The following is a 14,266-nucleotide window of genomic DNA, read 5'->3' on the forward strand; positions in this document are numbered from 1 at the left end:
TTTTGAATTCTTTTATATTCTAAATGATTTCATCAACAATACCGTCACAATCATCATCAATTCCATTCTCTTTATTTTCCTTAGCATAAGGATGAATAAGAGGATTAGTATCATCACAGTCTAAACTATTAAATACACCATCTGCAGGAGATTGTTCACTTGAGCCATAGCCATCTCCATCTGCGTCAATATATCTGATATCATCAATATCAATCTCGCCATTACAGTTATCGTCTATATCATTGCCTACAATTTCATCTGCTAAAGGGTTAATCATATCATTAGTATCATCACAATCTGCGTTATTATAAACCATTTCATCTGGTGCAACGTCGCCTAACTCTATTTCGAAAATAGAACCCGATTCTGGATCACCAAAACCGTCATTATCTGAGTCTTTATAAAACGTTATAGCAACTAATCCATTACAATTTTCATCAACAGTATTGTTTGGTATGTCTATAGCATTAGGATTTATATCTGGATTAGTATCATCACAATCGGTGTTATTTTCTCTCGTGTAATTTAAAGGCTGATCACTCTGAACTGTTGGACTTGCAGAATTATCTCCAAAACCATCCTGATCTAAATCTGGATACCAATTATATGAATACTCTTCTTCCTGACCTGTACAAGCGGAACCTATAATAAATACAGCTATTACTAACAATAATGCTGGTACCATTGTTTTTAAAAAATGCTTTTTCATAATCTTAAGAATTGGTTATTTTTAAATTGATTTGATTAAAAAACTTATAATATAAATAGGTTGCAATAGCAATAATACAAAGCGCTATAAATTGCGAATGCGAGAGTATGTTTTCTACCACAAAACCTCTATCGTCACCTCTAAAAAACTCTAAACTCCCTCTACCAAATGCATAAAGGATTAAATAGGTTATAAATAACTGCCCTTTAAATTGTTGGTGTTTTTTAATTTTAAACAGGATTAGCATAATGACAAGCAACATGGTTACCTCATATAATTGTGTTGGGTGAACAGCGATGTTATGTGTTGTAGGAAATACAACTCCCAAAGTATTTTCTGTTGGAGAACCATAGCAACATCCTGCAGTAAAACAACCAAATCGTCCTATAGCATGTATAATTGTTGTTGTAATAGCAAGAATATCTAGCATTGGTAAAACAGGTATGCTGTGCTTTTTTAAAAACCAAATAGTGTAAGGAATAATAACTAAAAGTGACCCATAAAACACAAAACCACCAGAGAAGCTATCTAATAATAAATTCGGATTTTCATAGTAAAATAATGGATCTTGTAAATAATAAAATAGCTTTCCTCCTACAAAACCTGCTATGAAAATCATATAGAAAAAAGTATTAGGTAAATTGCTTACACCTAATTCTCTTTTTGCACTCCATTTGGTAAATAGCGCAGCGATTAGAGTACCTAACGCTATTAAAAAGGCGTACGTATAGACCGTAACTTGCTCTATATTTAGCAAGATTGCCAAAAAATCAGGTAAAGAGAATTTGAATAGTTCTGGATACATCTACGATAGTATTGCTGAGATAGTTCCTTGATCTCAACACCTAAATATGGCGTGGTATTTATTTTAGAAATGCAGACATAACTTATAATTAGTAACACAAAAAAAAGCACCACACTCATATTAATTTAGATTATAAAATCTAAGGTGTCGAAAATGATCTTATCTAAAATAAGAATCAATAGCACTTGCAATTTATACTATACGAAATAGACTACAACTCACGATTACTTATGAAGGTTCTTTCATTCAATTAAAGATAGGGTTCATTCAATTAACGGTTTTGTTTGTACAATAGAATGAAAGGTTTTAAGTTTGTAACTTAAATTTACAACATGGATATTGATAAAATTTTGGAACTTATTTTTAGTATTGCACCTGCAGTAGTTGTTGGTGCTGTTGCTTATTATTTCTTTCAACAACACATAGAGAATGAAAACAAACGAAGACATTTTTTATTGAAAAAAGATTTACAAAAAGAAGCCTTTCCTTTGCGTTTGCAAGCCTATGAGCGTATGGCACTATTCTTAGAACGTATTGCACCTTCTAACTTGTTAACGAGAGTAAATCCAACATCTCCAAATAAAGACGATTACGAAAGTTTACTTATCGCCACTATTGAGCAAGAATTTGAACATAACTTATCGCAACAAATCTATGTAAGCGACCAATGTTGGTCTATTGTACAAGCTGCAAAAAATGCGACTATTCAATTGATTAGAAAAGCAAAAGTCCACGAAAACACAGATACTGCAAATAAACTTAGAGAAGTCGTTTTAACAGAATTAATAGATAAACCAGCTCCAAGCAGTGCTGCACTTGCCTTTATTAAGCAAGAAGTTAGTGAGATGTGGTAAAACATAAGAGATTTGTAGTTTGAAAAACATCAAACTCAATCATAAAAAAAGAGGATAAAATATGACTATTTTATCCTCTTTTTTATTCTTATAATTTAAGTTTAGTCAATCATAAACTTCTTTAGAGTTTCCTCGTAGATAGCTTCATACATTGGAACTACATTTCTTAAATCAAATTTTTGAGATTGTACTTTTGCATTGGCCTTAAATTGATTTAAAGTATCTAAGTCAGATAAGATTTTTACTGCATTTGCAGACATCTCGTTTATGGCATTAACATCACTTAAATACCCTGAAAAACCATCTTCATTTACTTCAGGTAATCCACCTGTATTTGTAGAAATTACAGGAACACTACTTGCCATAGCTTCAAGCGCAGCCAAACCAAAACTTTCGGTTTTAGATGGTAACAAAAATAAATCACTAAAACATAAAATCCGATCTATTTCATTACTATTACCAAAGAATATAACACGGTCAGAAATTCCTAATTCTTCAACTAAACGCTCTGCTCCTTCTTTTTCTGGACCTTCACCAACCATCATTAACTTTGCTGGCAATTCTTTTTGAATGTTATAAAAAATCTTAATAACATCTGGAATTTCTTTTACTTCCCTAAAATTACTAATATGTGTTATAATACGTTCGTTTTCATCTGCCATCATTCCTCGTTGGCAATCTGTATAATTAGGATCTAGTTTTTCTAAATCTATAAAATTTGGTACGACATGAATTTCATTTTTTATATCAAATAAACGCAATGTGTCTTTCTTTAAACTTGCAGATACAGACGTTACTGCATCAGATTTATTAATACTAAATGTTACTGCTGGTTTATAAAACGGATGACTACCAACTAACGTGATATCTGTACCATGCAAAGTAGTAACTATAGGTACATTAATCCCTTCATCTTTTAGCATTTGTTGCGCCATATAAGCTGCATAGGCATGAGGAATGGCATAATGCACATGCAACAATTCTATACCATGTAGCTTTACCATATCTACAAGCTTACTAGATAAAGCTAACTCATAAGGCTGATAATGAAATAATGGATATTCTGGAACATGAACTTCGTGAAAGTGAACATTGCTACTCAATAATTCTAAACGAACGGGTTGACTATACGTTATAAAATGAATCTCGTGTCCTCGTTTTGAAAGCTCTAAGCCTAATTCCGTTGCAACGACTCCACTACCTCCAAATGTTGGGTAACATACTATTCCTATTTTCATCTGTTTCTTAAATATATAAATGATGTCTCGTAGAGCGCAGTTGAAAGGTTTTAATAATTCAACTAAAACAGGTTTCGATTACTCTCTCCAAGGCATTATAATTTAAATAATAGTCTTAAGTAAGTTAAAAAACTTACAGTTTCAAAAAAAATTCAACTTATAACTTTAAGTTCTTAATCTATAATCGCTTCATAGATTAAACGTTGAATTTCTGTTCTAATATTTTCACGTAAAAGTAAATTCTTACCCGCTTTAGGATACGTTCTGTTTGCTAAAAATATATAGACAATTTCTTCTTCAGGATCTGCCCAAGCATAAGTCCCTGTAAAACCAGAATGTCCAAAGCTTGTCATAGATAAACATCCACATGTTGGTCCTTCTTCTCCTAATTGCGGTTTATCAAAGCCAATACCTCTTCTATTATTGTTTGCACAATAATAACAGTAGTTAAACTTATCTACGGTTTCATTTTTAAAATAACGTTTTCCTCCATAGAAACCTTTCTGTAAATACATTTGCATTATTTTAGCGACATCATTGGCATTGCTAAATACACCTGCATGTCCTCCAACTCCATCTTGCATTGCAGCACCCATATCATGTACGTAACCATGTACTTTTTTAAAACGGTAATAATCGTCTATTTCAGTTGGTACAATATCCTTTAAACTAAACTTTTTACGTGGATTATAAGTGGTGTAATTTGCTCCAAGAGATTTGTAAAAACGATCTTCTGCAATTTCACTCAATGGCTTATCGTAAAAACCTTCAAGATAGTTTTTAAGAATATAATATGGTAAATCACTATAGCGATAACGTAAGGTTGATAACAAATCACTCTCTCTAATTATTTTTTGAATTGAGTCTTTGTAATCATTACGCATAAAGAGCGTATTGGTGACTTCTACTTCAAAACCTTTAGTTCTTGTTTTTCTATAATATTTAGGATCTGGTCTTTTAGTAACCGTATCTAAAGTGGCATAATAAAATGGAATCCAAGGTTTAAGTTGAGCGTAATGCGATAACATTTTCTTTAGGGTTACATTTTTCTTATTGGTATTTTTATATTCTGGCATTAAAGTACTCAACTTATCATCGAGCGATATAGAGCCTTTTTCTTCCAATTCCATTAGTACTGGAAGTGTCGCCAAGATTTTTGTAAGTGACGCAACATCATAAATATCATCTGCATCTACCTTGTTCTTTTTAGCATACGTATGGTAACCGAAATTTTTATTGTAAACCACTTTTCCTTTTCGGGCAACTATTAACTGAATTCCCGGTGTCATTTTACCATCAATAGCATAGTTTGCAATAGAATCAATTCTACCTAACAATTTAGAATCCATACCAACACGTTCCGGCAAACCATAACTTAAACTCATGAGTGAATTATAAGTTTCTCCAGTGCCAACAGGAAAAAACGCACCTGTACTTACTGGTAATTTTCCTTTTGCAGAAATAGCTCCAAAAAGTAATTGCGCTGACTTTTCTTGAGCAATCTTACTATTTTGATAACTCATGACTATGCCTTCAATATTTTCAATAGACGCTAAATCATTTAAGGCATAAGGTCTTGCAAATACATCTAAAATTATAGTATTGGTTCTAGCAATTTCGTACAACCAAGCCAATTCCTTTTGAGAAAATTTGTAACTTTTCCATGGGTTAGCATTGGACTTATGAAAACCAACAACAACCGTGTTGTAATTTTGAAGTTTTGAAATTACTCCATCAAGCTGGTCTGCTTTTATCTCATGAACTTCAGTGTATTTTTTTAACTCGTCTAAAAACACAGAACCACTATCATCGCCCAATGACACGTATGCTATTTTCTTTGTTTCTAAATCACGAAGTGGTAATAAATCATTAGTATTCTTAACTACAGTAATGGCGTTCTCCATGAGTTCTTCATAGAGTAAATCGTCTTTAAGTCTATTTAAATCATTTTCTAAATCATAGATACCAATAGGTGAATAATTTTGCAATCCAACCTTATATTTAGCCATCAATATTTTCTTAACCGAATGTGCTAAGCGATCTTCTGTTATTGTTCCGTTATTAAATGCTTCAACAAATTTCGCTATTCCTTTTTCTGGATTTTCAGACATTAACATCACATCATTACCAGCTAAAAAGGCCATTAAATCAATTTCGCCACCTTTAATTGTACTTTTAGTTCTTGATCCATCAACTCCTTGAGCTACATAATCTGCAGCACCTTTCATGGTTAATGCATCTGTAAAAATTAGTCCATTAAATCCTAAACTATCTTTTAAAATATCCGTTACAATATGTTTAGATAATGACGAAGGAAATCCTCTACGAGCTTCTAAACTAGGTACATTTAAATGGGCTACCATTACACTAGCCAAACCCTCTTTTATTAATTTTCTGTATGGATAAAGTTCTATGGAATCTATACGTTTTGCACTAAAATTTATAGTAGGCAATTTTAAATGTGAATCTTCTTCTGTATCTCCATGACCTGGAAAATGTTTCGCGTTTGCCAACGTTCCAGCACTTTGCATACCTTTCATAAAAGCCAACCCTTTTTCTGTGACATTATCTCTGTCTTCTCCAAAAGAACGGTTACCAATAATAGGATTTTTAGGGTTTGTATTAATATCTAAAACGGGTGCAAAATTAAAATGAACACCTAATCGCTTGCAATGTTCTCCTATTTGTCGTCCTGTTTGTTCTACTAATTCATTATCAGAAATTGCACCAAGTGTCATATTCCAAGGAAAAGCATAAGTAGAATCTAATCGCATACTTAATCCCCATTCTGCATCCATTCCTACTAACAACGGAATCTTTGAAGCAGCTTGCAACTCGTTATTTAATCTGGCTTGGCGAATTGGTCCTCCGTTAGAATAGATTAAACCACCAATATGCTGACCTGTAATTAGTTTTGCAATACTTGTTTCGTGTGCTTTTCCTTTGTCTGAAAACACCTGAACCATAAATAATTGTCCGATTTTTTCATTTACAGACATGGAATTATAAAGACTATCTACCCATTTTTTTTGTTGGATTGAGTCTTTAGTTTGAAGTGGTTTTTCTGCATAATTTTGAGCAAAATTAACTTGAAAACAACCATATATAAGAATAATAGCAAGGTAACGCATTGGCAATCTTTTATCGTTTGTGAATTTAATTCATCTAATAAAATGAAAAAATAATTCGAATTAATCCTCCTTCAATTTATCGTTCATTAGATGATAACGAATATTGTGCCAAATTACCATAATTCAAAGGAAGTTTAGAGACTTTAAGATAGATTTATAACTCGGTAATCCATCTTAAAATATGAAGATTAAGATAGTAAATCTATTTGACGATCATGATAACCTAAAAGGTACAAAACACCATCTAGACCAATACTTGAAATTGAACTTTGTGCATTGTCTTTTACTTTAGGTTTGGCATGAAAAGCAATCCCTAAACCAGCAAGATTAAGCATTTGCAAATCATTTGCGCCATCTCCTACAGCAATGGTTTGGCTAATATCTATTCCCATTTCGTCTGCTATTAATTGTAAATATTCGGCTTTTTTATTACCATCTACAATATCTCCAAGATAACCACCTGTTAAGGCACCATCTTTAATTTCTAACTGATTAGCATACACGTAATCGATATCCAATTTTTTCTGAAGATAATGACCAAAATAAGTGAATCCACCAGATAGAATAGCGGTTTTAAATCCGTAGTAATGCAGTGTATCAATTAAGCGTTTAGCCCCTTTTGTAATTGGTAAACGTTCTGCAACTTCTTGTAATACAGATTCACTTAAGCCTTCTAAAAGTTTCATTCGCTTTTTAAAACTCTCGTTAAAATCAATTTCGCCTTGCATAGCAGATTCTGTAATTGCTTTTACTTGCTCTCCTACTCCTGCTAATTCTGCAAGCTCATCTATAACCTCAGTTTGTATTAACGTTGAATCCATATCAAAACAAACTAAACGTCTATTTCGTCTAAAAATATTATCTTCTTGAAAAGCAATATCGGCATCTAATTCTCTAGAAATCTCCATGAATTTCTGAGTAAAATCCGTTTTATCACTAATTTTACCTCTTATTGATAATTGAATAGAAGCTCTAGGATATTCTTCCTTTTTTATCAATGATAATCGGCCTGTTAATCGTTTAATAGAATCAATGTTTAAATTCTTTTCTGAAATTATTTTAGTGACTTCAGAAATTTGTTCTGCCGCTAATTTTTCACCTAAAATGGTAATGATGTAGCGGTCTTTTCCTTGAAGGCTTACCCAGTTCTCATAATCGTCTAGCGAAATTGGTTTGAATTTAGCTTTTATGCCAAGCTCATAAGCCTTAAACAATAAATCCTTAAGCACTGCCGCCGATTTTTTACCAGATTTAATTTCAAACATAATACCCAACGATAACGTATCGTGAATATTAGCTTGTCCGATATCTAAAATTTTAGCATCGTATTCTGCTAAAACACTAGTTAATGATGATGTTAATCCTGGTTTATCTTGTCCTGAAATATTTAGTAAAAAAATGTCTGTTGCCACAATGTGAAATTAATTATTGATTGATAGTCAGTTGTTATAAACAGTAAAAGTGACTAATCTATTTTAAATATGAAAGTTTTTTAAATGAAGTCTTATTTAATAAATCGGCTATGCCAACTATCACTTGCAGGAACTTCCCAATTCTCATTGAATTCTGCAATATTTACCACTAAATTATTAAAAACAATAGTGTTCTTGGAAACCGCTTTTTGTTGTGCCATTTTCTTGAAATCAACTAATGATTTATAAGCCACAAACTCACCTTGTTTATAAGATACATTCATTTTATCCATTAAATCAACATTATACTGTTGCTCTAATTGCTGAATAAAACTCACTGAAGCATCAATTGAACAACCTGTTGCATTGTTTAAACTCTGATCCATGGCGATGACAATAAAGCGTTTATAGACTAACTTATAGCCTGCTTTTAAATCTTTTCCGTGCGCTGTCCAAGCTTCTATAAATGTATCTAATTGTGATTTAAGTTGTTCTAATTCTTCGTCTGAAAACGAACGGTTGGCTTGATATATCCAAACTCTTGATTCTTCTGGTAAGGTATTAAAATCGACTAGCATAAAATTCTATTTTTTCTAAAAACAAAAATACAATTTTACATCCAATCTTTATCCTGAGATTCTACCTTATATAACAAGAAATTGTAAATAGATAAAGCCTCTGATTTAGACACATAAGGAATTGTAACTGATTTTGAAGCCGTTGAAATAACCACTGAAGCAATACCTCTTCGTTTTTGAAAAATAGTTTGTTTTAGTTTTATAGCTTGTATTTTATGTGTTTCTAAAATATTGGTGGTCGTATCGATGACTCCGCTTCCGAGAGTTGCAAAATTATTAGAAATTATATAGTACGATTTTTTATATTCGAAATAGACATAAAACATTGCAAAAGGCAGATAAATAACATTAATCCATAACATGTCTATTCCAAAAAGAAACAGCGCCAAAGCATTGGCTAAAACAATAAAAAACAACATGCCTAAAGCCGAAATTAGCACAAAATAAGGTTGTGGTTTTCCGGTTTCTCCCTCACGATTATAGTCTGATAAAAGTTTATTTGTTAAATAGTTAAGTTGGTCTTTTTCTAAAGCTACAATTTTAAAATTCTTTTGTTGTTTAGCATTAACCATCGCTTGCTTAACTGACATGCTATATAAACCAAAATATTGTTTTACACGATTGGTAGTGATTACTAAATTCTGAATTCTACTTGGTGTTAAGCTCAACGATACCTTATTAAAAAGGCCTTTATTAATTTCTATGGTTTTCTGATTTTCTACAACCTCTAGATTAAAGTTTATAATAAACGTTTTTGCCACTGAAAATAGAAATGAAAACAAAACCACTGCTATTACAAGAATAACATTAGTGATTATTAGATTGAATAAGTCAGTTTCATCTAGATTTACAATACCTTCTACATGTTTCTCTAATTCTAATGCTTCTAAAAAATCTTTGGACTCATTATAAATCCCGTAACCGAAAGTTACAATTAGTAAAAAACTCTTAAAATGATTTTGAGATAAGCCTTCTAAAAGCAAACGTTTTGGTGTCACTCTGAAGAAAATATTTTGTTTTTCTACAGTTTCTATTTGTTCTACTTCTTCAGATTCTACACTTATTTTATTGAATAATCTCTTCTTTAATAATAAAGCTGTTGGCTTATCTAAAGCACTAATTTCTATTTCAGATTTTTTGTCTCCAGCGGTTTCAATTTTTAGAGAAACCACATTGATAAGTTGTTGTAGAAAATTTTGCTTTATATATACATTCTGAATTTTAGACTTCGGAATAATAGTATTGTCTTTATTTATAATTCCTGTGGCTAAATGAAAATCGTCTTTACTGAGATGAAACTTAAAATTGAGATATTTTAAAATAGCAAAGATTAAAAGAAAAACCAACATCGCTATTAATCCCAAATACATCATTGTTGGTGTGACACCTCCAAATGATTTTTTTCTTATTACCTGAATTCCAAAAGCAATAAAAAACACAAGGAATTTTTTAAAAAACTTAAATAAGTTAAATACAAAAATGACTATTATCCCTTTAGCAGACTGCCTTATAGGTTGAGAGAAATCAGTTGTTTCCATTAATCTCGCTGCTAATTACTTCCTTAATTTGTTTGGCTTCGAGATGTGGCAAGCCTTGAATACTTAAATCGCTTCCTGCTTCGCCTGCTGTAAATATTTTGAGTGTCGCTAATCCGAAATATCTTGCTAACCAACTTCGTGATTCTTCAACATGTTGAATTCTAGAAATTGGAACTGTAGTTACTGAATGCACAATTAATCCTTTAGCATAAACTACATCGTGCTCTCGAATGGCATATGCTCGTTTTTTAAATGCTAATACGGAAATAATGAAATTAAGGATACACAATACAAGAACTGCAGAAAGGACGTACCATAAATTAAATTGAATGTTATCTTCCTTTTCTATAAAATACCAAAAACCAAATACCAACCCAATTAAAGCTGCATAAATTGCCAATTTATTAAGTGCTATAATTTTTAAATACGATTTTGAAATGGGTTTTAGAACAAGCTCTTCAACCTTTGGTAAGTCTTCTGCTTGGATTTCTAGATTTGTGAAGTTCATTGTTTAGACTTATTATTAATCTTTACTTTTTGTGATTTTATACCTAAAAACAAAACTCATAAGAAATCCAAAAACGAGACTATGGAATAAAAATTTCAAAAAAGAAAATGGAACGTCTGTATAATAATCATAACCTGCCATTAACAATGCGTAAAACAAACCAATGAAAATTCCGCCAACAACTCTCTTTTTTAATGGTAATTTTTCAATATTATTGCCCATTACTTTATATACAATTATGCATTAGCAATTAACTCAGCAATATCCATCACTTTTATATCCCCTTCTTTTTCTTTGAATTTTACACCATCTGTCATCATAGTATTACAATAAGGACAACCTGTTGCTATAATTTCTGGTAATGTTTCTAAAGCATCTTCAGTTCTAAGGACATTGATTTCCTTATTTCCTGGTTCTGCGTCTTTAAACATTTGTGCGCCTCCTGCTCCACAACATAAGGCTGTACCTTTGTGTCGTTTCATTTCAACAAGTGTTGCATTGGTTTTTTTAAGCACATCTCTTGGTGCTTCATAAACACTGTTTGCGCGTCCTAAATAACAAGGATCGTGAAACGTAATACGTTTTCCTTTGTAGGTGTCGCCTTCTAAAGTTAAACGACCAGATTCCATCAATTCTTTTATAAATTGAGTATGGTGTATTACATCATACTGACCACCTAATCCTGGATATTCGTTCTTTAAACAATTAAATGAATGTGGATCGCAAGTTACAATGCGTTTAACTTCGTATGCGTTAAGTACTTCAATATTCATAACGGCTTGCATCTGAAATAAGAATTCATTTCCAGCACGTTTGGCAACATCACCTGTATTACTTTCTTCGGTTCCTAAAACGGCAAAATTGACGTTTGCTTTGTTAAGAATCTTTACAAAAGCTCTTGTTATTTTCTTTGCTCTATCGTCATAACTTCCTGCAGAACCAACCCAAAATAAAATTTCTGGTTGTTTACCTTCTGCCATCATTTCTGCCATAGTTGGCACTATTAGTTGCTCGCTCATTCTTTTAAAGTTTAATCGTTAATTTGGTTAATTGTGTAATCGAATATTCGTTTAACTCTAATCTGAGTTATTATTTAACAAATAAACAATTCAACTTTTTAAACCCTTAAACTATACTAATTCTCGTCTTTCCAATTTAAACGGTCCATTTGGTTGTAAGGCCAAGGTGCTCCGTTATTTTCTATATTGGTCATCATATTATTTAATTCCATTGGTGCAGCACTTTGCTCCATCACTAAATAACGACGCATTTCCATAATAATTGATAATGGATCTATACTTACAGGACAAGCTTCTACACATGCATTACAAGTAGTACAAGCCCAAAGTTCTTCGTTAGTAATGTAATCTCCTAAAAGTTGTTTGCCATCGTCTACAAACTTTCCTTTATTAAGATCTATGTTTTTACCAACTTCTTCTAATCGATCTCTAGTATCCATCATAATCTTACGAGGAGACAATTTCTTTCCTGTTAAATTTGCAGGACACTCACTTGTACAACGTCCACATTCTGTACAGGTATAAGCGTTAAGTAATTGCACCTGCGTTAAATCCATAACATCACTGGCACCAAACTTAGCAGGAACTTCATCTTCTGCAGTTTCTGCTGGTGCTGCATAAGGATCTGCATCAGGATCCATCATTAATTTCACTTCGGCAGTTACAGCGTCAAGGTTATTGAATTTTCCTTTTGGCTCCAATTTTCCAAAATACACATTAGGAAATGCTAAAAGAATATGTAAATGCTTAGAAAAATATAGATAGTTTAAGAATACTAGAATGCCCACAATGTGAATCCACCACGCTGATTTTTCTATAATATGAAGCGTTCCTTCTGAAAAACCACTAAACCATGGTGCAATAAATTGTGAAATTACATTTCCTGAATCAGCCGCTTGAAATGGTGTATCTGAAGCATTCATCACTAAGAATAAACACATAAGTACAACTTCGAAATACAGAATAATATTACCATCATTCTTTGGCCAACCTTTCATTTCTGCACTAAAGAAACGTTTTACTTTAATAATGTTTCTTCTGATCCAAAAGATGATAACAGACACTAAAACTAAAACAGCCAAAACCTCAAAAGATCCTATTAGGAAACCATATAAAGATGCAGGCAAAACCTCTTGACCAATACGATGTGTTCCAAAAATTCCGTCAATAATAATTTCTAAAACTTCTATGTTAATGATAATGAAGCCAACGTAAACTATAGCGTGAAGAAAACCAGAAACGGGTCTTCTTATCAATTTACTTTGTCCTAGAGCGATATTGATCACGTTTTTCCAACGTTCAGCAGTATTTTCACTAGCATCGACTTCGTGTCCTAATTTAATATTTCGGATTAGCTTTTTTACATTTCTAGCAAAATAGCCAATTCCTATTATTAAAATAACGGCAAAAATGATATTTGGTAAGTATTCCATGATTTGGAAGGTTCTAATTATTATTTAATTGCTCTTGCGTTGGTTCCTCATAAGGAATCTCTTTCTTAGACAATATACGTCTGTATCTCGCAGGATGTAATTTAATATCTAAAAGTAATAACTCTAATTGTTTAGTGGAATTTTCTAAATTATCGTAAAGCGCATCGTCTTTTAACAATTTCCCCATGGATCCTTCTCCTGCTTGCAATCCAGATGCTAATTGATTAAATTTCAGAATCATTTCATCTAAATTCTTAACAGTATTGGAAAGCTTTGATTCGTTTAGATCTTTTATTAGAATTGCTAATTCTGCACTAGTTTTATCAAAATTATCTAATACAGAAGCAATTTTCTCATCGTTCTGCTTTACTAAGTTGTTTACATTATATGACAACCCTTTAAATGATTTTAAAGTTGAATTAAGTTCTGCAATGGTTTGCTTTAATCCTTCTTCAGAATCATCGATAACTAAAGCGTTTAAATTAGTTAATAGCGAATCTGATGACCGAATTGTAGACCCTAAATCTTCACTAATGCCCGAGAAATTCTTTTCTAAGGTAGAAATCATTCCTGGCTTTACTTCCGATTTAATAAAATCACCTGACTTTGCAATTTCACCATCATCTGATTCTACAATTGCCAAGGCATTACCTCCCATTAAACCGTCTTGATATAATCTAACACTACTATTTTTAGAGAATTTTAATTCTGGAGTTACTGAGAATGAAATACGTGTTTTTCCTGAATCGAAATCATATTTTATTCCTTCGATTTTCCCGACTCTATTACCTTTTATAGTTACAGCAGACGACATCTTTAAGGCATTATAATCAAATTCTGTGTAGTAAGTGTTTGAATTATCAAATAAATCTTCACCTTTTAGGTATGTAAATAAATAGATACAAAAAGCGATACCAGCTATGACCAATATTGCTGTTTTAACTTCTCTTGAGATTTTCAATGGGCTTTGCTTTAGTTTGTAAACAAAATTAGGAATAAATATATTAATAATGTTTATATAAATTTATCTTGTTATTCTTT

General features: G+C 31.9%; 13 protein-coding genes. 1 reads left to right on the top strand and 12 read right to left on the bottom strand.

From position 1 onward, the window contains the following. Positions 1-19 precede the first annotated feature (19 nt). Positions 20-709, bottom strand: a complete 690-nt coding sequence (locus HM981_RS11605) for a putative metal-binding motif-containing protein (RefSeq protein ID WP_179338970.1) — start codon at positions 707-709, stop codon at positions 20-22. A gap of 4 nt (positions 710-713) precedes the next feature. Next, positions 714-1,514 carry a prolipoprotein diacylglyceryl transferase gene (locus HM981_RS11610; RefSeq protein ID WP_179338971.1) on the bottom strand — a complete coding sequence of 267 codons (801 nt, stop codon included), beginning with the start codon at positions 1,512-1,514 and terminating at the stop codon, positions 714-716. Between the two features lie 332 nt (positions 1,515-1,846). Between HM981_RS11610 and HM981_RS11615 the strand changes: the two genes are divergently transcribed. Continuing rightward, a complete protein-coding gene (locus HM981_RS11615) occupies positions 1,847-2,368 on the top strand; it encodes a DUF7935 family protein (protein ID WP_179338972.1) in 522 nt (173 codons plus the stop codon). 101 nt (positions 2,369-2,469) lie between these two features. Here HM981_RS11615 and bshA read toward each other — a convergent pair whose 3' ends face one another. The 10 genes from bshA to HM981_RS11665 all read right to left on the bottom strand — a co-directional run bounded on the left by bshA (position 2,470) and on the right by HM981_RS11665 (position 14,186). Then, positions 2,470-3,606: an N-acetyl-alpha-D-glucosaminyl L-malate synthase BshA gene (gene bshA / locus HM981_RS11620; RefSeq protein ID WP_179338973.1), complete on the bottom strand. Its 1,137-nt coding sequence runs from the start codon at positions 3,604-3,606 to the stop codon at positions 2,470-2,472. A 173-nt stretch (positions 3,607-3,779) separates the two neighbouring features. Then, on the bottom strand, positions 3,780-6,737 hold the full coding sequence (locus tag HM981_RS11625; RefSeq protein ID WP_179338974.1) for a glycoside hydrolase family 3 N-terminal domain-containing protein: 2,958 nt from the start codon (positions 6,735-6,737) through the stop codon (positions 3,780-3,782). Between the two features lie 188 nt (positions 6,738-6,925). Beyond that, positions 6,926-8,149: a phosphoserine phosphatase SerB gene (gene serB, locus HM981_RS11630; RefSeq protein ID WP_179338975.1), complete on the bottom strand. Its 1,224-nt coding sequence runs from the start codon at positions 8,147-8,149 to the stop codon at positions 6,926-6,928. Positions 8,150-8,241: 92 nt separating this feature from the next. Continuing rightward, complete coding sequence (locus HM981_RS11635) at positions 8,242-8,727, bottom strand: ABC transporter ATPase (protein ID WP_179338976.1); 486 nt, start codon at positions 8,725-8,727, stop codon at positions 8,242-8,244. Between the two features lie 35 nt (positions 8,728-8,762). Beyond that, complete coding sequence (locus HM981_RS11640) at positions 8,763-10,265, bottom strand: PH domain-containing protein (protein WP_179338977.1); 1,503 nt, start codon at positions 10,263-10,265, stop codon at positions 8,763-8,765. Further along, complete coding sequence (locus HM981_RS11645) at positions 10,252-10,773, bottom strand: PH domain-containing protein (RefSeq protein ID WP_179338978.1); 522 nt, start codon at positions 10,771-10,773, stop codon at positions 10,252-10,254. Before HM981_RS11645 ends, HM981_RS11640 begins: the two co-directional genes overlap by 14 nt. Positions 10,774-10,788: 15 nt before the next feature. Beyond that, positions 10,789-10,995, bottom strand: a complete 207-nt coding sequence (locus HM981_RS11650) for a hypothetical protein (protein WP_179338979.1) — start codon at positions 10,993-10,995, stop codon at positions 10,789-10,791. Positions 10,996-11,009: 14 nt separating this feature from the next. Continuing rightward, positions 11,010-11,792, bottom strand: coding sequence for a (Fe-S)-binding protein (locus HM981_RS11655; protein WP_179338980.1), 783 nt, complete (start codon positions 11,790-11,792; stop codon positions 11,010-11,012). Positions 11,793-11,908: 116 nt separating this feature from the next. Then, a complete protein-coding gene (locus tag HM981_RS11660; protein WP_179338981.1) occupies positions 11,909-13,225 on the bottom strand; it encodes a (Fe-S)-binding protein in 1,317 nt (438 codons plus the stop codon). 13 nt (positions 13,226-13,238) lie between these two features. Then, positions 13,239-14,186, bottom strand: coding sequence for an MlaD family protein (locus HM981_RS11665; protein WP_179338982.1), 948 nt, complete (start codon positions 14,184-14,186; stop codon positions 13,239-13,241). Positions 14,187-14,266 lie beyond the last annotated feature (80 nt).

The organism is Winogradskyella ludwigii (assembly GCF_013403985.1).
Taxonomy (GTDB): domain Bacteria; phylum Bacteroidota; class Bacteroidia; order Flavobacteriales; family Flavobacteriaceae; genus Winogradskyella; species Winogradskyella ludwigii.